Origin of the sequence: Asanoa sp. NPDC049573 (genome assembly GCF_040676615.1) — a bacterium.
GTDB lineage: Bacteria > Actinomycetota > Actinomycetes > Mycobacteriales > Micromonosporaceae > Asanoa.
The window spans coordinates 391,769-414,389 of the sequence record NZ_JBFAPI010000002.1 but is presented as its reverse complement, the minus strand read 5'-3'; the positions used below and the strand labels follow the sequence as shown (position 1 = coordinate 414,389).

Genomic DNA, 22,621 nt, shown 5'->3' with positions numbered 1-22,621 from the left:
CGGGGCGAACGGTTGCCATGCGGAATCGATCGGCGGGTGTCGTTATGCCCCGTCGTCGGCGCGGGCCTCGTCGGCGTCCTTGCCGAGCCGGGCCTCGACGGCCTGCGGCTCGTACATCTCCTCGACCACCCGGAGATAGAGCTCGTTGGGGTTGGGCAGGTGCTTGATCTCGCGCAACGCCTGCTCCTGGCCGGCGGACTCGAGCACGAACGTGCCGTAGTTGAGCGCGCGGCCGAGCGGGGACTGCTCGTATTTCATGTCGGTGACCCGCAGCAACGGCATCATCGCGACCCGGCGGGTGATGATGCCGCTGACCACCATGACCCGCTTGTTGGTCAGGATGAAGCGGTCGAAGTACCAGTCGCCGACCTTCCAGGCGACCCATCCGAAGATCGCCACCCAGACCAGGATCGCGGCCGTGGTCAGGCCGGTGGCGTCTTGCCGGAAGAGGAAGCCCGACAGATAGCCGAGGATGAACGTGGCCAGGATGATCACGAGCAGCGGCGTGCTCAGGTGGATCCAGTGCCGCTTCCACTCGCCCCGGTAGCGCTCGGTCGGGAAAAGATAGCGGGAGACCAGCGGCGTCGGCTCGTCTTCGAGGGGCAGCACCCGGCGCGGACCGAGGGGGAGCCCGGACGCGTCGACCTGGAGACCTGCGAGTTCCTCTTCGGAGATGTCGGTCGCGGTGTAGCCGCCACGCGGCCGGGCACTCTCGCCGCTGGCGTAGTCGGCCGAGTCGCCGAAGCCGGCACTCTCCGAATAGCCGGCGCTGGGTGAGTAGGCCGGGCCGTCGCTGTAGCCGGGTCCGTCGTCGATGGGCGCGCCTTCGCGCGCCCAGCGGTCGCGATCGGACTCGTCAGGGTCTGGTGGCGGGGTGGACGGTCGGTCCATAGGTGACGGAGGCGCCTAGGCGACGAGGCTCGTGAAGAAGTCGCCAAAGCCCTCGGCGACATCCATGATGCCGCCGCCGATGTTCTTGAAGACATCGGCAGACTCGTTAGGGCGGAAGGCAATGAAGAATATGAGGAACGCGATTCCGCCCCAAGTGAGGATCTTCTTGAGCATTGCGGCCCATCCCCCTCTGTCGCGGCGCCGGCAACTTGCCGCGGCAGGACTCAGCGTATCAGTCGTCGCGCTCATGTTGAATCAACTGCGCAGAATCCGCACAAGCGGGAACGCCCGCCTCAGGCTAGGCCATGCAGGTACGGAGAAGGAGCACCATACACGAGTTCCGGGGGGAGCCACTCGCAGAGATCGTGCAACATAACGTCTTCTGCGAGGACGTAGCCGGCGTGTGCCGGCCAAGCTATGGCATAAAGCCACATTCCACGCGCCTCCCCGACGTACGCGCTGCGGTCCTCAGCGGACGAAACGGACCACAGTGGAGTCGGGTGTCCATCTACTTTGATCTTGGCATGCGCACCGAGCGCCTCGCCCGGGCCCGGGTCGATCTGGGTCAGGTCGCGCACCAGATAGGCGCCGGGATCGGTGCCCGGCAGGCCGGCGAAGCGGTTGCCCAGGCCCACGCCCGGCTCCTCGGCGACGATCACGAGGTCGGCCGGCCCGCCACCGAGCGGCGCCGGTCCGCTGCAGGCCAGGGCGGTCGCGCGGACGCCGGAGTGATCGTCACCGGCCCACGCGACACCGGTCACCGTCCAGTCCAGCAGCAGCGGCCAGGTGCACCAGAGCGGCACCGCCGGGCGGTGGGCGGGCGTACCCGCGGCGATCGTGTTGATCACCGACTTGGCGATCTCGGCATTGTTGTGCTCGGCGATGTGCAGCGGCGGAACGTCGCCGCACCCGTCGCAGCGCCAATCGACACGCATCAGGTCCGGTGGCCGAACAGCGCCGCCGCATCTCGGGCAACTCACCGACATGCCCACACCGCTACGCTCCTCGCGCTGCCCACCGGGAGTCAAGCATTCCGGCTCTTTCGGTCAAACCCCTTCGGGCGGGGGCTCTCCATAGGTCCGGATCCAGGCATGCATCGCGATGCCGCTGGCCACGCCCGCGTTGATGGACCGGGTCGAGCCGTACTGCGCGATCGAGAACAACTGGTCACAGGCGCCGCGGGCGGTCTCGGAGAGGCCCGGCCCCTCTTGGCCGAAGAGCAGCACGCAGCGGCGGGGGAGGGTCACCGTCTCCAACGGACGCGACCCCGGCAGGTTGTCGATGCCGATCACCGGCAGGTCGGCGCCGTGTGCCCAGCCGACGAAATCCTCGATGGTGGGATGGTGCCGGACGTGCTGATACCGATCGGTCACCATGGCGCCCCGGCGGTTCCACCGACGGTTACCGACGACGTGCACCTCGGCCGCCAGAAACGCATTTGCATTTCGCACCACAGTGCCGATGTTGAAATCGTGCTGCCAGTTCTCGATGGCCACATGAAAGTCATGCCGGCGGAGGTCGAGGTCGGCCACCACCGCTTCGTGCCGCCAGTAGCGATAACGGTCGACGACGTTTCGGCGGTCACCCTCCGCGAGAAGCTGCGGGTCGTATTTCGGGTCGGACGGCCACGGACCGGGCCACGGTCCGACGCCGACCTCACCCTCCGGTTCCACGTCCGGCAGATTATGGGGTACGCGCGACCGCGCGCGCACCGGCCCGATGATCAGACCATGCCCAGGGCATGTCCGAGATCGGCCAGGAACCGCCGGTCGACGGGGCCGAGCTGCTCGGCCGCCGGGCCCCGCGCGCCGCGGCCGCCGGCGCAGACCCGGGCGGCGATCGACTGCACCCATTGCCGGTAGGCCGCCGAGTCGGCCGGGTCGGCCCGGTTGCCGAGGACCCGGACCGCCGCGCGGCACTCGTCGAGCAGGTCGCCGGCGGGGCGGGTCGGCCCGTTGGGCAGCCGTTCCGCGTAGACGGCGGCGACCACCGCGCGCACCAGGTCGCTGTCGAACGACCGGCCGGCGGCCATCGCTTCGAGGCCGGCCAACCCTTCCTGCACGGTGCGCCCGGGTGTGCCGGTGTGCGTCGCCGCCACGATCACCCGGCCGGGTAGCCGCACGAGCAGCTCCCACTCGGCTGCGGTGAACACGTCGATGGCGACGTTCGGAAATCCGTGGGTCGGGTACGAAAGCGGATCGCCGGGCGCGGACTGGCTTGGCATAACGACCTCCCAAGGTCAGCATATGCCGGATTTGGCCCGTTGCGACCAGCCAGTTTGGTGGGGCGCGCTAGTGGGCGAGCGGCTCGGGGAAGCTTGGGCGTTCCGGGTCCCGCCCGTCGACCCGGGCCGCGTGCTCCCGCTTGGGCACCATCACCTTGCGCCGGAAGACGCAGACCAGCGTGCCGTCCTGGTTGAGGCCGCGGGTCTCGACGGAGACGACGCCGCGGTCGGGCTTCGAGGCGGACTCGCGCTTGTCGAGCACCGTTGTCTCGCCGTAGACGGTGTCGCCGTGGAAGGTCGGCGCCACGTGCCGCAGCGACTCGACCTCGAGGTTGGCGATCGCCTTGCCGCTGACGTCGGCCACCGACATGCCCAGCAGCAGGGAGTAGACGTAGTTGCCGACCACCACGTTGCGCCCGAACTCGGTCGCGGTCTGGGCGTAGTGCGCGTCGAGGTGCAACGGATGGTGGTTCATCGTCAGGAGGCAGAAGAGGTGGTCGTCGGCCTCGGTCACGGTCTTGCCCGGCCAGTGCCGGTAGACGTCGCCGACCTCGAACTCTTCGTAGTAGCGCCCGAACCGCATTCCCGCACCATAACGGCTCGAGAACCGGGGGGAGACGCAATGAACGGCGGGGCCCTCCCCGGCACCCGCCGTCCACGCTTGTCCGTCTGATTTTGCCGGACCAACCGGTACCGGAAAACCCTTCAGGAAGTGACGGGGGTCACCCGTTACTGTTTCGCAACCTTACTTATCGTGAGAGTGATCGACTTCCGGACGGTTCGTCACCCGTGCCGTTTTCCCTTGACCGGGCGGGGTAGGTGAATAACGGCGGCAGTATGGGCCAGACGGTATGGAATCGCTCCCATCACCGTACGCGATGCGGATCTTGAAGTCTGGCGCCGCCCCGGCGGCGCGTCGCGGGGAATGTGGCGTGCCTCCGGGTCGTTAACACCGTCGGATGCCCCGTATGGGGCGCGAACGAGACCGATCGGAGTGATCCATGGCGACCGTTGAGCTGACGACCGAGAACTTTGACAAGGTCACCGGCGGTGACGGCATCGTTCTGGTGGACTTCTGGGCAAGCTGGTGCGGGCCGTGTCTGCGCTTCGCGCCGGTCTACGACCGGGTGTCCGAGAAGCACGAGAACGTGGTGTTCGGCAAGGTCGACACCGAGGCACAGGTCGAGCTGGCCGCGCGCTACGACATCCGGTCGATCCCGACCCTGATGGCGCTCCGCGACGGCGTGATCGTCTTCGCGCAGCCGGGCGCGCTGCCCGAGTCTGCGGTCGAGTCGCTGATCTCGCAGGTCGAGGCGCTCGACATGGACGACGTGCGCAAGCAGCTCGCCGAGCACGAGCACACCGGCCACAACCACTGACCTCCCCATTTCGAACAGGGCGTCCCGTTGCCACGGGGCGCCCTGTTCGCGCTGGTGACCTGCGCGCTTGCAATCTTGCTCGTACACGTGTTCGAATCGGGTAATGCGTTGGGACAACCTGTCGGCTCTCCCCGATCCAGGCGTCCCTGACGGGGCCGACGGTCCCGCCCGGGCGGCGTCGGCGACACCACCCCTGCCGCTGGCGCTGCCCGGCGCAGTAGCGCGCACCTTCGACACGCCGGGCTTCGCCGGCATGACCTTCTACGAGGTCCGCGCGAAGTCGATCATCAATCGGGTGCCCGCCAACTCGCGGATGGGCTTCGACTGGACGATCAACCCCTACCGGGGCTGCAGTCACGCCTGCACCTACTGCCTGGCCGGCGACACCCGGATCCTGATGGCCGACGGGCGCACCCGGGCGCTGCGCGACCTGGTCGTCGGCGACCGCATCTACGGCACGGAGCGCAACGGCACCTACCGGCGCTACGTCACGACCGAGGTGCTCGCGCACTGGACGACGACCAAGCCGGCCTACCGGGTCACCCTCGCCGACGGCACCGAGCTCGTCGCCAGCGGCGACCATCGCTTCCTCACCGAGCGCGGCTGGAAACACGTCACCGGCACGATGGGCGGCGCTGACCAGCGTCCCCACCTGACCAGCGGCAACAAGCTGATGGGGGTGGGCCAGTTCGCCGCCGGCCCGGCCGACACCGACGACTACCGCGCGGGCTACCTCTGCGGCATGAGCCGCGGCGACCTCAACGTGACCGAGCGCGAGCCGCTCGACCGCACCCGCCGGTTCCTGCGCGAGGCGTCGCCCGAGGTGGCCCGGTCGGCCGCCGCCGGCCGGATCGTCGCGCCGTCCGCCCCGTCCGTCGATTGGCGAAAGGGCTTCCTGGCCGGTGTGTTCGACGCGCAGGGCGCGCACAACGGCAGCGCCCTGCGGATCGGCAGCATCGACCGGGAGACGATCGACGAGGCCGCGGCCGCGCTGCGCGAACTCGGCTTCGACTTCGTGGTCCGCCGCACCGGCGGCGGCGAGCGCGGCTGGTATGTCCGGGTCGTCGGTGGCCTGGCCGCCCGCCTGCGTTTCCTGCACACCACCGACCCGGCGACCACCCGCAAGCGCTCGATCGAGGGCCTGGCCCTCAAGTCCAACGTGCCGCTCGACGTGGTCAAGGTCGAGCCGCTCGGCGTCGAGACGACCCTCTACGACATCACCACCGGCACCGGCGACTTCATCGCCAACGGCGTGGTCAGCCATAACTGCTTCGCCCGGAACACGCACACCTACCTCGACCTGGACCCGGGCCACGACTTCGACAGCAAGATCATCGTCAAGGTCAACGCCGGCGACCTGGTCCGCAAGGAGCTGGCTGCCCGCCGCTGGCGCGGCGAACACATCGCGATGGGCACCAACGTCGACGTCTACCAACGCGCCGAGGGCCGCTACCGCCTGATGCCCCAGATCCTGTCGGCGCTGCGCGACTTCGCCAACCCGTTCTCCATCCTCACCAAGGGCACTCTGATCCTGCGTGACCTCGCACTGCTGCGCCAGGCCGCGTCGGTGACCTCGGTCGGCCTGTCCTTCTCGATCGGCTTCGTCGACGAAGAGCTGTGGCGCCGGGTCGAGCCCGGCACACCGAGCCCCCGCCGCCGCCTCGACGCGGTCCGCACCTTGACCGACGCGGGCTTCGCGGTGGGCGTCCTGGTCGCCCCGATCCTGCCGGGCCTGACCGACAACGAGGAGTCGATCGACCGCACAGTGGCGGCGGCCGCGGCAGCCGGGGCTTCCGGCATCGCCGGAATCTCGCTGCACCTCCGTCCGGGCACGCGCGACTGGTATGCCAAGTGGCTGGCCCGCGAGTTTCCCGCGTTGGTGCCGCGTTATCGGGCGCTCTATCGGGGAGGGTCCTATCTGCCGAAGGAATACCAACGGGAGATCACCGCCCGGGTCCGGCAGGCGGCCCGCCGGCATGGCCTTGATCGCAAAGACAACTTCGAACGCCAACTCCCCGAGCCACCGCAAGAGCCAGAACAACTGACGCTTCTTTGAGCCCGCGGGATTGCTCCGCGGGGACCCTGCGGCAATCGCGATGTTGCTAGCGTGCTCCGGTGCGGATCGGTGTCTATGTCGACGGATACAACCTTTATTACGGTGCCAGGGGGCTTTGCGGTCGTGGCACGCCGGGTTGGCGGTGGCTCGATATCCGGGCGCTCGCCGAGCGGCTCGTGGGCCGGGCCGTGCATTGGCCGCAGGCTTCGATCGACCGGATCGTCTACTGCACAGCCCGGATCAGTGCTGCCAGCAACCAGTCCGGCGCGACCGACCAGGACTTATACCTCAGGGCGATCACCGGTGCGGGAAGCGTCGACCACATCGAATACGGCACCTACGTGTCGCGGGTCAAGACCGCACCCTTGGCGGTCATGGCTGCGAGCCGGCAGGGTGGGCCACAGATCGTCAACCCTGGCTGGCCCGTGATGATCCGTGACGGCCAGGGGAACCCGGTTCCTGACGCCCAGTTCATGGTGTCCTTCGCACATCGCGAGGAAAAGGGCTCCGATGTCAACGTCGCCTCGCACCTGCTTGTCGATGTGCTCACCGCACGCGTCGACGCGGCAATGGTCATCTCGAACGACAGCGACCTGAAGTTCCCGATCTCGCACGCCCGGTCGATTGTTCCCGTCGGCCTGGTGAACCCGTCGAATAAACACCTGGCCGGCGCCCTTCGAGGACGATCCGACGAAGGCGTCGGAGGCCATTGGTGGCGGCAGCTTACAAGCGCTGATCTTCGAGCCTGTCAGCTGTCCGATCCGGTTGGTTCGGTGGCCAGGCCAATGGGTTGGTAAGCCGGGTTGCGGGTCTGGCTCTGTGCGACTAGCCTTTCCCGCATATACCACCCGGTTCCCCTCGTGGGGCCGGGTCTTTTATTGTCTTGCGAAACCCCGAAAATTTCAGGCCCAGACGCGCTGAGCGTCTGGGCCTCAAAGTGGTGGAGCTGAGGGGATTTGAACCCCTGACCCCCTCGATGCGAACGAGGTGCGCTACCGGTCTGCGCCACAGCCCCGCCGCTGAACAACGTCCAGCGAACCGGCGATAAGGCTAACAGGTAGGCCCTCCAGACCGCGAACCGCCCCAGGGAGTGTCTCCTGCATCAGGCCCTACGCCGTGTTGCTGCGGCGGGCCTCGTAGGGGCGGCCGCGCAGGCCGCCGGCGCGGCGGTAGGAGACCGAGCCGGTCGCGGCCGGCGGTAGGTCGGCCGGGCGGTCCAGGCCCATCGCGGCCCGGCGGACGGCCTCCCGCTGGGCGGCCAACCGTCGCTGCTGCTCGCGCCGCGCCTCGGCCCGTCGTGCCTGCTCGGCCCGGACCTCCGCCTGGCGGGCGGCCAGCCAGGCTGCCCGGCGGGCCATCCGGCGGCGCCGGGCCCGGTCGGCCAGCGCCCGGCTGCGCAGGTGCGCGAGGTAGACGACCAGCAGGCTCCCGGTCACCGCGACACCGACCCAGAACCCCGGACCGACCAGCAACACCCCGACGAGTTCGACGAGGTTGAGCAAGACCAGCGCGGCCAGCACCCGCCGCCGGCGGTAGACCGCGGTCGGGTGGCGCCGCGGGGGGCGGCGGCGCGCGGCCGGTCGGGCCAGGACGCCGGGCGGCACGGCCCGGAGCCGGGGAGAGCGACGCGGCGCGGGCGGCGCGGAGACCGGCGGCGCCGAGACAGGAGGAGCGGAGACGGGAACCTCGGGGCGCAGTGGCGGGAGCACCGCGCGGCTGCCGCGGATCGGGCGGCGGCCGGGCACGGTGCGGGCACGGCGGCGGCGTGAAAGCACGCGCGCCGTCGACAGTGCCCTCTCCGCCACGAGGCGCTCGGTCGCGTCGTAGCGCCGGACCAGGGCCGGCGCCAGAGCGAGTAGCCCGGCTGCGGCGAGGACAGCGAGGAGCACCGAGGTCGGCACCCTCACCCCTCCCGTCATTTACGGAGTGACAACCCGATCATGCGGATTGATGAGGTTGCCGTACGTTCGTAATTCGAGATTACGGGCGGGTGTTCAACTATGTGGCGCAACGCGCCGACTTGCTCAAGATCAGGATGCGTTCGCCCGCAGTCGGTGCCAACGGGCCAGCAGGCCGCCTTCGGCCGCGATCTCCTCGCTGGTCATCGCGTATCCGATGTGGTCACGCCAGGCACCGTCGATGTGCATGTAACGGGGATGGTAGGCCTCTTCGCGGAAACCGAGCTTCTCCACCACGCGCCGGGAAGGCTTGTTTTCCGGCCGGATGTTGACCTCGATGCGGTGCAGACCCCCATGGCGGAACGCATGGTCGACCACGAGCGCGAGCGCGGTGGGAATCACACCGCGGCCCGCCGCGCGGCCGTCGACCCAATAACCCACATAAGCCGAACAGAACGCCCGGCGTACGACGTTGCCGAGGTTGATGTGCCCCACGAAGCGGTCGTCGAGGCAGACGGCGAACGGCATGCTCTCGCCGCGCCGAGCTGACTTGCGCTGGTCACGATGGACGAACCGGTAGGCCGCCACCGAGTTGAGCTCGTTCCAGTCGCCCGGCGCCGACGGCTCCCACGGAGCCAGCCAGGCCCGGTTGGAGCGGCGCACCTCCGACCACGCCGCGGCGTCGGACCGGCGGTAGGGACGCAGCAGGACCGGCCCGTCGCGCAGGACGACGGGCCAACCCGGTGCGGCGCCGAACGACATCACTTGCGTCGGTCCAGCAACAGAACATCTACTGTGGAGCCAGCGGCGGCGGCGGTCACCCGCTCGCCCAACACGACCAGACCGTTGGCCTCCATCAGGCCGGAGAGCGTGTAGGGGCCACCGTGCAGCGGCTGCACCGTGTAGCCGCCACCGCGACGCTCGGCGACGTGTGCGGGGCGGAACTCGCGCAGGCCGGCCGGCGACGTCACGGTGTCGAGCAGGTGGGCCCGCACGCTCGGGCGGAAGACCGGCTCGGCGCCGGCCAGCAGTTGGATCGCGGGACGGGCCAGCACCTCGAAGCCGATCAGCGCGGCGCCCGGGTCACCAGGCAGGCAGACCACGGGCACCTCCTCCGCGCCGACCGTGCCGAATCCGAGCGTGGTGCCAGGGTAGAGGGCGACCTCGGTGAATGCCACGGGGCCGGCACGCCCCTGGTCGCGGCGGGACAGGATGCGGCGCACCATGTCGCCGGGACCGGTGCCGGTGCCGCCGGTCGTGATGATGAGGTCGGCCCGCAACGTCTGGTCTTCGAGCAGCGCGCGCAGGCCTTCCGGGTCGTCGTCGCAGATGCCGACGCGGTAGGCCAAGGCCCCGACCTCGGCCGCCGCCGCGGTCAGCGCATGCGAGTTGGCGTCGACCACCTGGCCGGGCTGGCTGCCCCGGCCGACCTCGACCAGTTCGTCGCCGGTGGCGATGATCACCACGCGGGGGCTGGAGCGGACCACCACGTGCCCGATGCCGGTGGCGGCGAACGCCGCCACCAGGGCCGGCGTGATCGTCGAGCCGGCACGGGCGAGCACCGAGCCGGCCGCCAACTCGTCGCCGGCGCGGCGCAGGCCCGAACCGCGCTTGGGCGGCTGGAAGATCTCGACCGCGGCCATGCCCTGGTCGGTCCAGTTGATCGGCACGACGACGTCGGCGCCGCCGGGCAGCGGAGCGCCGGCCGCGACGGAGAAGCAGGTCGACGGCGTCAGCCGGACCGGGCGCCAACTCGACGCCGAGAGGTCGCCGATGACGTTGAGCCGCACCGGTGCGCCGCGGCCCGCGGTGCACACGTCTTCCCAGCGGGCCGCGTAGCCGTCGATGGCCGCCAGGTCGAACGACGGGAAGGCGTGCGGCGCGAGCACATCTTGGGCCAGCACGTTCCCGTAGGCCTGGGTCAGCTCGACGTCGAGCGGCGGCAGAGCGCGCAACCGCCGCAGCGCGCTGCCCAGGTAGTCGGCCAGCGGGGTCAGCTCTCGGGCGGCGAGATCCGCCGCGTCGGCCGTCTGCGTCATGAGCCGACTCCTCCCGCTCGGACGAACTCTTCGAGCCAGGAACGGAACGCCGGGCCCAGGTCGTCGCGCTGGCATGCGATCTGCACGACCGCCTGCAGATAGCCGAGCGGCATCCCGGTGTCGTAGCGGGTGCCGCGGTAGATGATGCCGTGCACCGGCGTGCCGTCGTCGAGCAAGGTCTGCATCGCGTCGGTGAGCTGGATCTCGCCGCCTCGGCCGGGCTTGGTCTGCCGGATCGTCTCGAAGATCTTCCCGGGCAGCACGTAGCGGCCCAGCACGGCGAGGTTGCTCGGCGCGTCTTCCGGCGCCGGCTTCTCGACCAGCCCGGTCACCTTGACCACCTCGGCGCCGGGCACCAGGCCCTCCTCGGCCGGCGCCACCGACGCGATGCCGTAGCGCTTGACCTCCTCGCGCGGCACCTCGAGGAACGCCAGCACGATGCCGCCGGTCTGGGCCTGCAGGTCGAGCATCGCCGGCAGCAGCGGCTCGGACTCGTCGACGAACTCGTCGCCGAGCAGCACCGCGAACGGCGCGTCGCCGACGTGTGAGTCACCCATGCCGACCGCGTGCCCGAGGCCGAGCGGCTCGCCCTGCCGGCAGGTGTAGATCTCGGCCAGCTCGGCGGGCCTGCGCACGGCCGCCAGGCGTTCGGCGTCGCCCTTCTCCTCGAGCCGGCTCTCCAGGTAGGGCTGCCGGTCGAAGTGGTCGACCATCGACGTCTTGCCTCGGCCGGTGACCAACAGGATGTCGGTGATGCCAGCGGCGGCCGCCTCTTCGACGATGTATTGCAGGACCGGCCGGTCGACCACCGGCAGGAGCTCCTTGGGCACCGCCTTGGTGGCGGGCAGGAATCGGGTGGCGAGACCGGCGGCCGGAATCACCGCCTTCACCGCCCGCTGGCGCGGCTCGGTCGAGTTGGAGGGCGGTCGCGGGGTCGCTGGCACGTCCGACATTCCGCGAGACTATCCGCCCCTCGTCTGTCGCGGTGGCTGCGTCCCGCTTGACGCGCCGCCAGCAGGTCGTATCGTGCTCGCGCCGCCGGCCCGGGGCAGGTCGTCGTCGGGCGGCACGGCACCGGCGGCCACCTTTATCTCGGCCATCGCCGACCGCTCGCCCGGCGCCGTCCGGTAGCCGTCGCGACCGGCCGCCTTCGCGGCGTAGAGCGCGTCGTCGGCGGCGTCCAGCACCCCCTGCACGGTGGTCGCGTGGCTCGGGAACACCGCGATTCCGATGGAGACGGTCACCTCGATGCCGCCGGTGCCCTCGACCTCGATGGGATGGTCGCGGACGGCGGCGCCGAGCCGCTGTGCGACGGTCGCGGCACCGTCGGCGTCGGTCTCCGGCAACAGCACCACGAACTCCTCGCCACCCTGCCGGAACGCCAGGTCGACCTCGCGCACCACGCCGCGGATCCGGCCGGCGAACTCGAACAGCACCGTGTCGCCGGCCGCGTGCCCGTAGGTGTCGTTGACCTCTTTGAACCGGTCGAGGTCGAGGGCGAGCACGGCCAGCATCCGGCCGAACCGGCTGGCCCGCTCCACCTCACGCCGGATCGACTCGCGCAGGTAGCGGTAGTTCCACAGCCCGGTCAACGGGTCGGTCAACGACAGCCGCTGCGCCTCCTGGTGCACGCGTACGTTGTCGACGGCGACCGCGGCCTGCCCGGCGAACGTGCGCAGCGTGATGAGGTCGGCGTCGTCGAACTCGTCGCTGCCCAGCCGGTCGTAGAGGGCCAGCACGCCGGACGCGGTCGGCGGCTCGGGCGGCTGCACGCCGGGCACCGGCACCGCCTCGGCGACCGGGCCGGCGACGTTGAACGGCACAGCGACATAGGTGCGGCAGCGGGGCTCGAACGGCGACAGCGGCGGCCCGTCGCGGTCGACCCGGCCGCGGAGCGGTACCCCGGTCGCGGCCACCCAGCCGAGCAGCCCCTCGCCGACCGGCACCCGCCGGCCGGCGACATCGACCGCCAGCCCGCACTCGCCGACCAGCGTGCCGGTCGCCGGATCGAGCAACAGCACCACTCCGCCGCTGGCGCCGGTCGCGGCCCGCGCCGTCTCCAGGATCACCTGGAGGATCCGCTGCAGGTCGTGCGTGCTGGACAGGGTGTCGCCGAGCACCGCCAGGTTGCCGCGGAGTTGGTCCCGGCTGGTCGTCAGGGCCCGCACGTAGGCCTGTGTCTCCCGGGTCATCCGGTTGAACGCGACCGCCAACCGGCCGACCTCGTCGCGCCCGCGCACCGGCACCCGCGCGGCCAGGTCGCCGCCGGCCGCCCGGTCGGCCGCGCCGGCGAGTTCGGCCAGCGGCCGGGTCGTCGTGCGGGCCAGCCACCAGGCGGCGCCGACCGCGAACAGGCCGGCCAGCACCACGGCCGCGACCAGCAACGCGTAGAGGCCCTGCGGCTCGCCGGCGGGCACGGAGAGCACCAGCGGCAGCGGCTGGCCGGGCGCGGGGCCGACCCGGCGGACGAACCGGCCGCCGGCGGTCTCGGCCACGGCGTCACCGCGTACCGAGGCGGCGGCGGCGACCACGTCGGCGAGCGCGGCCGGCGACTCGGTGCTGTGCACCGCGGACCCACCCTGCAGCAGGGTCACGGCCGTGCCGGTGGCCCCGCCGAGCCGGCCGATCGTGGTGGCGTCCAGGTCGTGGGTCGCCCAGATGACGCCGAGCCGCGCGCCGGTCGCGTCGCGCGTCTCGATCCCGACGGCCAGGCCCAGGAACGGGCCGGCGGACGAGGCGGGTCGGGAGCAGTCGGCCCACGGGCGCGCGGGGGAGCCCGGCGTGCGCAGCACCGGTATGCCGTCGGCGCCCTCGACCACCACCCCGGAGGCGAGCCCGCGGGCCACCACCTGGCTGGCGATGTCGGTCCGCCGGGCCGGGTCGGCGGTCACCGCGACCGCGTCGGCGGCGGCCTGCAGTTGGAGGCAGAGCGAGCTGACCGACGTGCGCACCGAGGTGGCCGCGACACCCAGCCGGTCCACCGCGCGGTCGCGGCCGACGGCGGTCACGGTGCCGCCGACGAAGAGCGCGCCGAGCAGCACCGGTCCCAGCACGACGGCCAGGAACGCGGCGGTCAGCCGCCCGCGCAACGTCACGACTCCCCCTTCGGCCTGCCAGACTCGGCTTGGCCCCCAGGGGTCTAACCGGGTGAGGGTCGGGAGTGTTGCGTGCCGGATTTATCGCATCGTGGGGTGACTAAGGCTGACATGCGGGCGGAACTGCTCGCCCGCCGCCGCGCCCTGCCCGGCGAAGCGCTCGTCGCCGCCGCCGCCCGGGTGACCGCCGCGGTCGCCGACCTGGTCCGCGCGAGCGCACCGCGGCTGGTCTGCGGCTACGTGCCGATGGCAGGCGAGCCGGGCGGCGCCGACCTGCCGGACGTCTTGCGGGACGCGTTGACCGAAGAAGCGGAGTTGTTGCTACCGGTGTTGCGCCCGGACAACGACCTCGACTGGGCCGCGTACGCGGGAATGTTCGTCCCGGCCCGGCGCGGCCTCCGGGAGCCACCCGGGGAGCGCCTCGGGCGGTCGGCGATCGCGACCGCCGACCTGATCGTGACCCCGGCGGTGGCGGTCGACCGGCGCGGGTTGCGACTCGGGCGCGGTGGTGGCTCGTATGACCGGGCGCTGGCCCGGGTGCCGGGCGGCGTGCCGATCGTGGCGCTGCTGCACGACGGAGAGGTGGTCGACCAGGTGCCGGACGCGGCACACGACCAGCGGGTGACCGGGGTGATCACCCCGGCCGGCGGGCTGGCCTGGCTCTAGCTGGCCGAGGAGGAGGGCGTGCTGCTCGCGGCCTTGGCCGGCTCGGACTTCGGCTTCGACTCGGTCTTGGTCTCGGTCTTCGACTCCGACTTGCTGTCGGACTTGGACTCGGACTTGACCTTGGTGTCGCCGCCGTTGGCGCCGTTGCGCGAGTCGGTGCGGTAGAAGCCGGACCCCTTGAACACGATGCCGACCGAGTTGAAGACCTTACGCAGGCGACCCTCGCACTCGGGGCAGACGCTCAGCGGCGCGTCGGCGAACGACTGGACGGCCTCGAGCTGGTGTCCGCACTCGGTGCAGGCGTACTGGTAGGTCGGCACGGCTTCCTCCGGATCTGGCGCGGTGGGTGCGGTGGGGCTGGCACTCAGCCTATCCGAGTGCTAATAGTGCGGCACGGAGCGGCGTTCGTCCAGCTACAACGTCAACTCCAGTGGGGCGGGACGTCTTCCCACAGCCGCGCGTCGTTGCTGTCTGACTGCTCACCCCAGCCGCGGTCGGTGTCGTCGGCCGTCTGGTCGGGCAGCAGGAACTCGTCGCCGGTGAGGTCGACGGGACGCTCGTCGTCGGGTGTTACTGGCGGTTCCACGCGGTTCACGCAGGCAGCCTACCCGCGCGTTCGGTAGCGTCGGTGGCCGTGACGTACGACGACCAGAACGCTGACCTTTGGCGGCGCCCCGACGCCGGCGCCGAGCCCGGGCAGACAACACCGCCTGGTCGCGTACCCCCGGCCGGTTATGCGGGCCCGCCACCGACGGACCCGCCGCCGGCCGGGTGGCGGCCGCCCACCTATGTGCAGCCGCCGCCGCCTCGCCAACTCGCCCCGCAGGACTTCGACAAGGTCGAGGCCCAGGAGAAGGAGGCCCGGACGCTGACCTACGGCGTCGCGCTGGTCGCGGCCGCCGTGATGGTCGTCCTCAGTTGCCTGCTCTGCTCACGAGTGCTGTTCTAGGGGACCGCGCCTTCCCAGACCGCGTGCGCACCGCTGTCGCCGGTGAGGAAGACGTAGATGGCGGTCGCCACGGCGAGCGCGATGATCACGATGCTGAACGCCAGGTTGGTCCAGACCGGAACGTGGGGGACCCGCCGGCTGCCGCTGGTGATGAAGAGCATGACGAGCGTCACGACGCCGAGGGCGAGGGTGAACCACCAGGTGCGGTCGCCGTAGCTCTGGTGCTGGTTGACCTTGTCGAGAATCTCGGCGGAGAAGCCGGCGGCGACGAGCCGGTCGCGCAGGTCCTCGCCGGACTCCATCGCGAACCAGGCCGCGAGCGGTGCGATCACCGCGAGGGCGAGCGTGGCCCAGCCGATTTGGCCGCGGACCTTGGGAACCAGCGCGTAGACCACCGCGGCGAGACAGAGCAATGGGATGAAGACCACGGCCGCGTGGATGATCAGGGGGTGGGCCGGTATGCCCAGGATCTGGTTCAGCACGCGGGCCTCCTATTTCAATATCTTGGACAGCGTACGGCCGGTCCCCGTCGCTGAAGAGTCCTTACGACGGGGACACGTGGGGTGGGCGGGGTTCGGTTCACCGCGTCGCCAAATCGTCGCTGTCGTGCGGATGAACTGGTCCTATCTTGAACGTTTCCAGGCTGCGTGCTTCCATTGCGCCATGTCCGAGACGGCGGGGGAGCGGGAAGCGGTGCTGCTGCGATCCCGCGGCATGCGGGTCACCCGCCCGCGGATCGCCGTGCTCGAGGTCCTGGCCGGCGGCGGCCACCTCGAGGTCGACGAGATCGCGACGGCGGTCCGCGCGCGGCTCGACTCGGTCTCCACGCAAGCGGTCTACGACGTGCTCGGCGCGCTGTCCCGAGCCGGCCTGGCCCGGCGGATCGAGCCGGCCGGCAGCCCCGCCCGGTTCGAGGCCCGGGCCGGCGACAACCACCACCACGTGGTCTGCCGGGCCTGCGGCGCGATCGCCGACGTCGACTGCGCGACCGGTTCGGCGCCCTGCCTCGACCCGGTCGGCGCCGGCGGGTTCGTGGTCGACGAGGCGGAAGTGACCTTCTGGGGCCTCTGCCCGGCGTGCCAGGAGCGCAAAGCCACCGACGACTGAGGCGTGGCAGGCTAGATCCCATGACGGATCTGGGGCTTTTCGGACCGGGCACGGTGACCTGGCGGGTGCATGCCGAGCCGATCCTGTTCGTCGGCGGTCTCCGTTCCCTGTACCTGCAGGCCCTGCACCCCAGGGCGATGGCCGGGGTGGCGCAGAACTCGCACTACAAGGACGACCCGTGGGGCCGGCTGGTCCGCACGTCGATCTACGTCGCCACCGCGGTCTACGGCACGACCGAGGAGGCGGTGGAGGCCGGCCGCCGGCTGCGCGGCATCCACGCCCGGATGCGCGCTCGTGACCCGTTCACCGGGGAGGAGTTCCGGATCGACGAACCGGAGTTGCTGCGCTGGGTGCACGTGACCGAGGTCGAGTCGTTCATCACGACGGCCAAGCGGTCCGGGGTGCCGCTGACCGACGCCGAGGTCGACACCTATTACTGGGAGCAGCGCCGGGTGGCCGCACTCGCCGGGCTCGACCCGTCGACCGTTCCGGCGTCGGCGGCCGAGGTCGCCGACTACTACGAGTCGATGCGCCCGGTTCTGAAGGTCACGAAGGACTCGGCCGAGGCGCTGGTGTTCCTGACCGCGCCGCCGGTGCCGTGGAAGCTCAACCCCGCGCTGCGGCTGGGCCTGGAGTTGGGCGGGCCGCGGCTGGCCTACCTCGGGATCGCCTCGACCGCGCTCGGTCTGCTCCCCGGCTGGGCGCGGCGGCTCTACGGCGGGCTCGGCCTGCCGATCGAGGGCTTCACCGCGGGCCTGTCGGTGCGCGCGATCCGATCGGCGCTGGCGGCGCTGCCCAGTCGCTACACGCAGGGGCCGATCTACCAGGGCGCGATGGCCCGGGCCGCGGCGGCTCAGGTGTAGCTGGCCGCCAGCGCGGTCAACTCCGGGTCGTCACGGCCGGCGATCACCCGCACCGTGCCGGCGACGATGTCGGCGACCTGCACTCTCGGGTCGTCGGCGGAGTCGACCAGGGTCAGCCCGGCCAGGTCGGGTGCGGCGGCCTGGAGCCAGGCCACCCGGGTCGGGGTGAGCGTGCTCTGGAAGTCGTGCACGATCCGCACCGGGCCCCAGTGGGCGACCGCGTGCACGATCGCGGGTGCCAGCAGGTCGACCGGCGCGAACGCGGGCGGGTCGGCGCGCACCCGGTCGCGGAACTCGTCGGCCCGGGCCCGGGCCTTGCCGAGCAGGGCCAGCGTCTCGTCGGCGGCCGCCGGGACACCGGTGCGGCGCAGGTCGTCGATCGACCAGAAGAGCGCGTCGGCCGCGGTCGGGTCCAGCGGTTCGCGCGTGCGCATCAGGGCGTTGGCCGAGACCAGGAAACGGCGCCAGCGCGGCTCGTCGGTGACCGGCAGCGTCGCCGCCCGCCCGGGCGCGTCGATCAGCAGGGCGAGCAGGGTCTGCACGAGGAAGCCCGGCTTGTCGACGAGCTGGACGTGGGCGTGGCCGTGCACCGGGCCACCGTCGCCGAGCAGCCAGACCAGGACCTTTCGGTGTTTCTCGCGCAGCAGGTGGTTGGCCTTGTATTCGGTGGCCGGCGAGCGGATCCGGGCCCGCAACTCGGCCATGCAGTCGGCGGCCGCCGCCCACGACAGGTGCACGCTGCCGTGGGCGAACACGGTGGTCGGCGAGCTGACGAGCTGTTGGCCCTCATAGCCGGACTCGTCGCAGGCGATCTCCCGGATCTGCGCCGCCATCCGGCAACCATCCCACGGCCGGGTCAGCCCGGCACAGCCGATTTCCGCCTCCGCCGGGCCGCGAGCGCGATGAAGATGACCAATGCCAGCAGGCCGGGCCCACAGTGGACGGCCAGCGCGCCGGCCAGGCTCGGCCCGCCCCAGTCCTTGTCATAGGTGGACGGGTCGTTGAAGTCGATCACGAACGGCTCGATGACGGCCCGGACGATGAGGAACGCCCCGAAGACGATCCCGATGACCGCGAGTAGCTTCTTCATGCTCTTCAGCCTTACGTCCGCCGTCCCTGCCGCCCATCCGGCTGGCTCCCCTTCGCTGGTGCGGCCAACCGCACCCGCCATGTTCGGCCGACGGATTAATGGGTATCACCGCCTGGTCCGACGCGACGAGGAGGCGGTGCGGCGATGATTCGGTTCGAACGCATGATGACGGCGACCGTCGCGGGCCTCGCGCTGGTCGTCGGCCCGGCGGTGCCGGCTCTGGCCGCCGATCCGGCGGCGCCCGGTGGTCCGGGCGTCGACGAGCAGTTCCTGCCGGCCGACAAGTCCGGCTTCGCCACCTCGACCACGACGGCCAGCACGGTGTGGCTGACCGTGCAGAAGGAGGGTGGCCTGGGCGAGATCTACTATCCCGACCTCAGTACGCCCAGCGCGCGGACGCTCGACTTCGTGGTCGCCGACCGGCACGGCCACGCCACCCGGGCCGCCGATGCCAAGGTGCGCACGATCCAGACCGACCCGCGCAGCCTCTCCTATCGCCAGGTGTTCGTTGACCGGCGCGGCGGGTGGTCGCTGACCGCCGATTACACGACCGACCCGGCTCGGGCCGGCGTGCTCGTCGACGTGCGGTTCACGGCCTCCAGGCCCGGCTCCTACGAGCTCTACGCCGTCTACGACCCGGCGCTGTCGAACAGCCGCGGCGACGACACGGGCCGCACCGCCGGCCGGACCCTGGTCGCGAGCGACGGCACCAGCGCGAGCGCGTTCGCGGCCCGACCGGCCTTCACCGCGACCTCCAACGGGTTCCGCGGCTCCAGCGACGGCTGGACCGACCTGCTCGCCGACGGCCGGCTCGATGGCCGCTACGCCTCGGCCGGCGCCGGCAACCTGGTGCAGACCGCGGCCACCGGCCTCACCGGGGCCCGCGGACGCCAGCACGCCACCTTGGCCATCGGCTTCGGCCGCACCGCCGGCGCCGCCCTCGGCACCGTGAACGCCTCGCTGGGCAGCGGATACGCCCGCACCGCGGCCGCGTACGCGCACGGCTGGCACGACTACCTGGGCAAGCTCAAGCGCGCACCCGCGTCGCTGTCCGGCCGCGACCAGCGGACCCTCTACGATGTCTCGGTCATGGTGCTCGCCGCCAGCGAGGACAAGACCCACCGCGGCGCGTACGTCGCCTCGCCGTCGATGCCGTGGATCTGGGGAAACGACGACCCGTCCGGCCCCTACCACCTGGTGTGGTCGCGTGACCTCTACCAGATCGCCACGGCGCTGATCGCCGCCGGCGACCGGGCGGGCGCCAATCGGTCACTGAACTATCTCTTCGACGTGCAGCAGAAGGCAGACGGTTCGTTCCCGCAGAACTCGCGGGTCGACGGCTCCCCGGTGTGGACCGGCCTGCAGCTCGACGAGGTCGCCCTGCCGATCGTGCTGGCGCACCAACTGGACCGCCGGGACGCCGGCACCTGGAGCCACGTCAAGCGGGCGGCCGACTTCCTGCTCTCCTTCGAGCAGGACGGCAACCGGGCGCCGTGGTCGCCGCAGGACCGCTGGGAGAACCAGTCCGGCTACTCGCCGGCGACCATCGCCGCCGAGATCGCCGGCCTCGTCTGCGCCGCCGACATCGCCCGTGCCAACGGTGACGCCGCGTCGGCCGAGCGCTACCTGGCCACGGCCGACGACTGGCAGGCGCGGGTCAAGGGGTGGACGGTGACCGCGACCGGTCCCTATTCCGCCGATCCCTATTTCCTGCGCCTGACCAAGGACGGCAACCCGAACGCCGGCACGGCGTACACCATCGGCGACAGCGGTCCGGCCGACGTCGATCAGCGCCGCGTCGTCGATCCCAGCTTCCTGGATCTCGTGCGGCTGGGCGTGCTTCCGGCTGACGACCCGGCGGTGGTGAACACCCTCGGCGTGATCGACGCCCAGCTCGGCGTGCCGACGGCTCGGGGCCTTTACTACCACCGCGCCTCGTTCGACGGGTACGGCGAGAAGGTGGACGGCAGCCAATGGGAGTTCGGGCTGCCGGACGGCTCGCGGATCACCCGTGGCCGGGCGTGGCCGCTGCTGAACGGCGAGCGCGGGGAATACCAGATCGCCGCCGGCCAGCTCGGCGCTGCCCGCCGCCAGATCGGCACGATGGCCCGCGCCACGGGGCCGGGCGCGATGCTGCCCGAGCAGGTCTGGGACAACCAGCCGCCGGGCTTCGCTCCGGGCACGCCGACGTTCTCCGCCACCCCGCTGGCCTGGACACACGCGCAGTTCGTGCGGCTGGCCCAGAACGTCGCGGCCGGCCGGGTGCTCGAGCAGCCGGCGATCGTGGCCGAACGCTACGGGAGCGCGGCACAGACCTCGCGAAGGTAGCGCAGGCCGTTGGTGGCCAGGGCGTCCTGGCTCGGAGCGAACGGCCGCCAGATCGAGGCGGCCACCGCGATCGCCGCGTTCTCCCCGGTGAACGACTCGATGCAGATCGGGCCGCGGTAGCCGGTCGCGGCCAGCGTGGCGAGCCAGCGCGGCCAGTCGATGTGGTCGTCGCCCGGTGCGCCGCGGTCGCTGCCGCTGACCTGCACATGCACCAGGCGCGGGCCGGCCGCCATGATCGCGGCGTAGGGATCCGCTTCCTCGATGTTCATGTGGTAGCTGTCGAGCATGATTCCGACGTTGTCGGGCAGCCCGTCGAGCGCGGTCAACGTCTGCGCCACGGTGTTGACGACCGAGGTCTCGTAGCGGTTGAGCGCCTCCAACCCGATGGCGACGCCCGCTGCGGCCGCGTATTCGGCCACCGGCAACAGCGCGGCCCGCAACGACGCGTAACAGGACGCGCGCTCCGCGGGCAGCATCCGCCAGACCCGGCCCACCGAGGCGTAGGCCGGGCCGCAGACGGACGGCGCGCCCAGGACCACTGCGGCGTCCACAAGGGAGCGTAGGTAGTCCTGGGTCGCCGTGACGGTGCCAGGATCGGTGTTGACCAGGTCACGGCCGGGTGGCGTGACCGAGAGGACGGCGGCGGCGGTCAGCCCGTGCGTGGCCAGCAGGTCGCGGGTCCGCGACGGCGACCAGTCGCCGACGTTCTCCACCGGGATCTCGATCGCGTCGAAGCCCCACGCGGCGATCTGCGGCACCAGGGTGGCCAGCGCGTCGTCGGTGACCGGCGAGGTCCAGATCCAGGGGTTGGCACCGATCGGGAACATGGTTACTTGCCGCCCCAGTCGCCCGGGTAGCCCGGGAAGTCGCTGCAGCCGCACATCGCGTAGTGCAGCGGCGGCATGCTCGGGTCGACGTACTGCGAAAGGTTGCCGTCGTTGATGGTGGGTTGCGGCAACTTCCACGGGCTGGGCACCGGTTCGCCGCCCAGGATCTTCAGAGCGGCGATCACGGGGGTACGCCACTGATAGGTGGGATAGGTCGGCGCCACCGCGGTCAACTTCTTGTCCTGCCACATGCGCAGGAAGTCCTGCTGGTCTTCGCCGACGATCGCCGGGAACGGTTTGCCGGCGTCTTCGAAGGCCTCGGCCGCCGCTACCGCCGTCGCGCCGGCATCCATCCAGATGCCGTCGATCGAGCCGAAGCGCTGGATGTAGTTGTTGACGATGGTCTTCGTCTTGGCCGGGTCGCCGTCGGTGAACTCGACGCCGACGACCTTGAGCTGGGACTTGTCGAAGGCCACCTTGGCGGCGCCCCAGCGGGCCTCGAGCACGTCGACGCCGGGCAGGATGCGCAGCGCGAGCACGTTGCCGCCCGGCTTGACCTTCTCGACCAGGAACTCGGCGCCGGCGGCGCCGAACGCGTACCCGCCGATGGGGTTGATGAACGTGACCGGGCACTTGGTGTTGACGCCGCGGTCGAAGACGATGACCGGCACCTTCGCGCACGCCTGCTCGACGGCCGGAGTGAGCGTCGCGGTCGTGTTGGGCGAGACGATCAACGCGTCACAACCCTTGCCGAGCAGGTCGGTGATGTCGGAGATCTGCTTGTCGTCCTTGCTCTCCGCGTCGGCCACCTGGAACGACTTGATCTCCGGGTGCAGTTTCACCTCGGCCTGCATGTTCTTGAAGCCGACCTGCCGCCAGGGGTTGCCGACGCCGGCGTTGGAGAAGCACAGGTTGTAGGGGCCGGCCTTCTTGTATTTCGCGGTCTCGGTGTTGGTCGGGTTGAGCGCCTGCTCCCACGGCTTGTCGCTGGGCCCGGTGGCACTGGCCGTGCGCAGCGCCATCTCGTTGTCGTAGTCGGCCTGGACGAAGAACGACGAGGTCTCGCCCGTGCCGGCGCCCGCGTCGGCCGACGCGCTGCCGCTCGGGTTGGCCGCCGGGACGTCACTCGAACAACTGGCCAGTGCCAAGGCTGCGACGGCGAGTAGAGCCAGGGCGCTGCCTGTCCTTTTGCGCATCTCTCCTCCTACT

Annotated in this window: 26 protein-coding genes and 1 tRNA gene; 8 read left to right on the top strand and 19 right to left on the bottom strand. The window is 71.0% G+C overall.

The window, feature by feature from the left end; translation table 11 throughout:
- Positions 1–42: 42 nt before the first annotated feature.
- From AB0J74_RS05490 to AB0J74_RS05465, 6 genes are all read right to left on the bottom strand, one after another.
- Complete coding sequence (locus AB0J74_RS05490) at positions 43–891, bottom strand: PH domain-containing protein (protein ID WP_363444972.1); 849 nt, start codon at positions 889–891, stop codon at positions 43–45.
- 15 nt (positions 892–906) lie between these two features.
- Positions 907–1,065 carry a hypothetical protein gene (locus AB0J74_RS05485; RefSeq protein ID WP_170215836.1) on the bottom strand — a complete coding sequence of 53 codons (159 nt, stop codon included), beginning with the start codon at positions 1,063–1,065 and terminating at the stop codon, positions 907–909.
- A 119-nt stretch (positions 1,066–1,184) separates the two neighbouring features.
- The gene (locus tag AB0J74_RS05480; protein WP_363444969.1) at positions 1,185–1,877 is read right to left on the bottom strand and encodes a DUF6758 family protein; all 693 of its coding nucleotides are present in this window, start codon (positions 1,875–1,877) and stop codon (positions 1,185–1,187) included.
- 60 nt (positions 1,878–1,937) lie between these two features.
- Entirely contained in the window at positions 1,938–2,564 is a 627-nt protein-coding gene (locus tag AB0J74_RS05475) for an RNA methyltransferase (RefSeq protein ID WP_363445460.1), read from the bottom strand.
- A 50-nt stretch (positions 2,565–2,614) separates the two neighbouring features.
- Complete coding sequence (locus tag AB0J74_RS05470; RefSeq protein WP_363444967.1) at positions 2,615–3,115, bottom strand: hypothetical protein; 501 nt, start codon at positions 3,113–3,115, stop codon at positions 2,615–2,617.
- A gap of 67 nt (positions 3,116–3,182) precedes the next feature.
- Complete coding sequence (locus AB0J74_RS05465; RefSeq protein WP_363444965.1) at positions 3,183–3,698, bottom strand: MaoC family dehydratase; 516 nt, start codon at positions 3,696–3,698, stop codon at positions 3,183–3,185.
- Positions 3,699–4,116: 418 nt separating this feature from the next.
- Here AB0J74_RS05465 and trxA point away from each other — a divergent pair, with 418 nt between their 5' ends.
- The 3 genes from trxA to AB0J74_RS05450 all read left to right on the top strand — a co-directional run bounded on the left by trxA (position 4,117) and on the right by AB0J74_RS05450 (position 7,347).
- Entirely contained in the window at positions 4,117–4,494 is a 378-nt protein-coding gene (trxA, locus tag AB0J74_RS05460) for a thioredoxin (RefSeq protein ID WP_363444963.1), read from the top strand.
- Between the two features lie 103 nt (positions 4,495–4,597).
- Positions 4,598–6,550, top strand: coding sequence for an intein-containing Rv2578c family radical SAM protein (locus AB0J74_RS05455; protein WP_363444961.1), 1,953 nt, complete (start codon positions 4,598–4,600; stop codon positions 6,548–6,550).
- 59 nt (positions 6,551–6,609) lie between these two features.
- The gene (locus tag AB0J74_RS05450) at positions 6,610–7,347 is read left to right on the top strand and encodes a hypothetical protein (RefSeq protein WP_363444959.1); all 738 of its coding nucleotides are present in this window, start codon (positions 6,610–6,612) and stop codon (positions 7,345–7,347) included.
- 141 nt (positions 7,348–7,488) lie between these two features.
- Here AB0J74_RS05450 and AB0J74_RS05445 read toward each other — a convergent pair.
- The 6 genes from AB0J74_RS05445 to AB0J74_RS05420 form a co-directional block, all read right to left on the bottom strand.
- Positions 7,489–7,565 (bottom strand) — tRNA-Ala (locus AB0J74_RS05445).
- Between the two features lie 94 nt (positions 7,566–7,659).
- Entirely contained in the window at positions 7,660–8,469 is an 810-nt protein-coding gene (locus AB0J74_RS05440) for a hypothetical protein (protein ID WP_363444957.1), read from the bottom strand.
- A gap of 111 nt (positions 8,470–8,580) precedes the next feature.
- Positions 8,581–9,210: a GNAT family protein gene (locus tag AB0J74_RS05435; protein ID WP_363444955.1), complete on the bottom strand. Its 630-nt coding sequence runs from the start codon at positions 9,208–9,210 to the stop codon at positions 8,581–8,583.
- Entirely contained in the window at positions 9,210–10,487 is a 1,278-nt protein-coding gene (glp, locus tag AB0J74_RS05430; protein ID WP_363444953.1) for a gephyrin-like molybdotransferase Glp, read from the bottom strand. Before glp ends, AB0J74_RS05435 begins: the two co-directional genes overlap by 1 nt.
- Positions 10,484–11,440 carry a UTP--glucose-1-phosphate uridylyltransferase gene (locus AB0J74_RS05425; RefSeq protein ID WP_363444951.1) on the bottom strand — a complete coding sequence of 319 codons (957 nt, stop codon included), beginning with the start codon at positions 11,438–11,440 and terminating at the stop codon, positions 10,484–10,486. The genes glp and AB0J74_RS05425 overlap by 4 nt, the downstream gene beginning before the upstream one ends.
- Positions 11,441–11,449: 9 nt before the next feature.
- On the bottom strand, positions 11,450–13,582 hold the full coding sequence (locus AB0J74_RS05420) for a diguanylate cyclase (RefSeq protein WP_363444950.1): 2,133 nt from the start codon (positions 13,580–13,582) through the stop codon (positions 11,450–11,452).
- A gap of 111 nt (positions 13,583–13,693) precedes the next feature.
- Between AB0J74_RS05420 and AB0J74_RS05415 the strand changes: the two genes are divergently transcribed.
- Positions 13,694–14,248, top strand: a complete 555-nt coding sequence (locus AB0J74_RS05415) for a 5-formyltetrahydrofolate cyclo-ligase (RefSeq protein WP_363445458.1) — start codon at positions 13,694–13,696, stop codon at positions 14,246–14,248.
- Here AB0J74_RS05415 and AB0J74_RS05410 read toward each other — a convergent pair.
- Entirely contained in the window at positions 14,245–14,568 is a 324-nt protein-coding gene (locus tag AB0J74_RS05410; RefSeq protein ID WP_363444948.1) for an FmdB family zinc ribbon protein, read from the bottom strand. The two genes, AB0J74_RS05415 and AB0J74_RS05410, sit on opposite strands and share 4 nt — an antisense overlap.
- A gap of 101 nt (positions 14,569–14,669) precedes the next feature.
- Positions 14,670–14,843: a hypothetical protein gene (locus AB0J74_RS05405; protein ID WP_363444946.1), complete on the bottom strand. Its 174-nt coding sequence runs from the start codon at positions 14,841–14,843 to the stop codon at positions 14,670–14,672.
- A gap of 39 nt (positions 14,844–14,882) precedes the next feature.
- Here AB0J74_RS05405 and AB0J74_RS05400 point away from each other — a divergent pair, with 39 nt between their 5' ends.
- Positions 14,883–15,197, top strand: a complete 315-nt coding sequence (locus tag AB0J74_RS05400; RefSeq protein WP_363444944.1) for a translation initiation factor 2 — start codon at positions 14,883–14,885, stop codon at positions 15,195–15,197.
- On the opposite strand, the gene AB0J74_RS05395 is transcribed toward AB0J74_RS05400, so the two are convergent.
- A complete protein-coding gene (locus AB0J74_RS05395) occupies positions 15,194–15,679 on the bottom strand; it encodes a DUF2231 domain-containing protein (RefSeq protein ID WP_363444942.1) in 486 nt (161 codons plus the stop codon). The genes AB0J74_RS05400 and AB0J74_RS05395 overlap by 4 nt on opposite strands.
- 181 nt (positions 15,680–15,860) lie before the next feature.
- Between AB0J74_RS05395 and AB0J74_RS05390 the strand changes: the two genes are divergently transcribed.
- Both AB0J74_RS05390 and AB0J74_RS05385 read left to right on the top strand, forming a co-directional pair.
- Entirely contained in the window at positions 15,861–16,304 is a 444-nt protein-coding gene (locus AB0J74_RS05390) for a Fur family transcriptional regulator (protein WP_363444940.1), read from the top strand.
- 20 nt (positions 16,305–16,324) lie between these two features.
- A complete protein-coding gene (locus AB0J74_RS05385; protein ID WP_363444938.1) occupies positions 16,325–17,167 on the top strand; it encodes an oxygenase MpaB family protein in 843 nt (280 codons plus the stop codon).
- On the opposite strand, the gene AB0J74_RS05380 is transcribed toward AB0J74_RS05385, so the two are convergent.
- Positions 17,158–18,000, bottom strand: coding sequence for a hypothetical protein (locus AB0J74_RS05380; protein ID WP_363444936.1), 843 nt, complete (start codon positions 17,998–18,000; stop codon positions 17,158–17,160). The genes AB0J74_RS05385 and AB0J74_RS05380 overlap by 10 nt on opposite strands.
- Before the next feature lie 23 nt (positions 18,001–18,023).
- The gene (locus AB0J74_RS05375; RefSeq protein WP_363444934.1) at positions 18,024–18,257 is read right to left on the bottom strand and encodes a hypothetical protein; all 234 of its coding nucleotides are present in this window, start codon (positions 18,255–18,257) and stop codon (positions 18,024–18,026) included.
- Positions 18,258–18,401: 144 nt separating this feature from the next.
- Between AB0J74_RS05375 and AB0J74_RS05370 the strand changes: the two genes are divergently transcribed.
- Positions 18,402–20,585, top strand: a complete 2,184-nt coding sequence (locus AB0J74_RS05370) for a glycoside hydrolase family 15 protein (RefSeq protein ID WP_363444932.1) — start codon at positions 18,402–18,404, stop codon at positions 20,583–20,585.
- Here the strand turns inward: AB0J74_RS05370 and AB0J74_RS05365 are convergent.
- Positions 20,552–21,412 (bottom strand): sugar phosphate isomerase/epimerase family protein, encoded by an 861-nt coding sequence (locus AB0J74_RS05365; protein ID WP_363444930.1) that lies wholly within the window; start codon positions 21,410–21,412, stop codon positions 20,552–20,554. The two genes, AB0J74_RS05370 and AB0J74_RS05365, sit on opposite strands and share 34 nt — an antisense overlap.
- A gap of 2 nt (positions 21,413–21,414) precedes the next feature.
- Complete coding sequence (locus AB0J74_RS05360) at positions 21,415–22,608, bottom strand: substrate-binding domain-containing protein (protein WP_363444929.1); 1,194 nt, start codon at positions 22,606–22,608, stop codon at positions 21,415–21,417.
- Positions 22,609–22,621 lie beyond the last annotated feature (13 nt).

Coding starts and splice junctions, on each gene's coding strand:
- AB0J74_RS05490 (WP_363444972.1), bottom strand. CDS start 891: ATGGACCGACCGTCCACCCCGCCACCAGACCCTGACGAGTCCGATCGC.
- AB0J74_RS05485 (WP_170215836.1), bottom strand. CDS start 1,065: ATGCTCAAGAAGATCCTCACTTGGGGCGGAATCGCGTTCCTCATATTC.
- AB0J74_RS05480 (WP_363444969.1), bottom strand. CDS start 1,877: ATGTCGGTGAGTTGCCCGAGATGCGGCGGCGCTGTTCGGCCACCGGAC.
- AB0J74_RS05470 (WP_363444967.1), bottom strand. CDS start 3,115: ATGCCAAGCCAGTCCGCGCCCGGCGATCCGCTTTCGTACCCGACCCAC.
- AB0J74_RS05465 (WP_363444965.1), bottom strand. CDS start 3,698: ATGCGGTTCGGGCGCTACTACGAAGAGTTCGAGGTCGGCGACGTCTAC.
- trxA (WP_363444963.1), top strand. CDS start 4,117: ATGGCGACCGTTGAGCTGACGACCGAGAACTTTGACAAGGTCACCGGC.
- AB0J74_RS05455 (WP_363444961.1), top strand. CDS start 4,598: ATGCGTTGGGACAACCTGTCGGCTCTCCCCGATCCAGGCGTCCCTGAC.
- AB0J74_RS05440 (WP_363444957.1), bottom strand. CDS start 8,469: ATGACGGGAGGGGTGAGGGTGCCGACCTCGGTGCTCCTCGCTGTCCTC.
- AB0J74_RS05435 (WP_363444955.1), bottom strand. CDS start 9,210: ATGTCGTTCGGCGCCGCACCGGGTTGGCCCGTCGTCCTGCGCGACGGG.
- glp (WP_363444953.1), bottom strand. CDS start 10,487: ATGACGCAGACGGCCGACGCGGCGGATCTCGCCGCCCGAGAGCTGACC.
- AB0J74_RS05425 (WP_363444951.1), bottom strand. CDS start 11,440: ATGTCGGACGTGCCAGCGACCCCGCGACCGCCCTCCAACTCGACCGAG.
- AB0J74_RS05415 (WP_363445458.1), top strand. CDS start 13,694: ATGCGGGCGGAACTGCTCGCCCGCCGCCGCGCCCTGCCCGGCGAAGCG.
- AB0J74_RS05390 (WP_363444940.1), top strand. CDS start 15,861: ATGTCCGAGACGGCGGGGGAGCGGGAAGCGGTGCTGCTGCGATCCCGC.
- AB0J74_RS05385 (WP_363444938.1), top strand. CDS start 16,325: ATGACGGATCTGGGGCTTTTCGGACCGGGCACGGTGACCTGGCGGGTG.
- AB0J74_RS05380 (WP_363444936.1), bottom strand. CDS start 18,000: ATGGCGGCGCAGATCCGGGAGATCGCCTGCGACGAGTCCGGCTATGAG.
- AB0J74_RS05375 (WP_363444934.1), bottom strand. CDS start 18,257: ATGAAGAAGCTACTCGCGGTCATCGGGATCGTCTTCGGGGCGTTCCTC.
- AB0J74_RS05370 (WP_363444932.1), top strand. CDS start 18,402: ATGATTCGGTTCGAACGCATGATGACGGCGACCGTCGCGGGCCTCGCG.
- AB0J74_RS05365 (WP_363444930.1), bottom strand. CDS start 21,412: ATGTTCCCGATCGGTGCCAACCCCTGGATCTGGACCTCGCCGGTCACC.
- AB0J74_RS05360 (WP_363444929.1), bottom strand. CDS start 22,608: ATGCGCAAAAGGACAGGCAGCGCCCTGGCTCTACTCGCCGTCGCAGCC.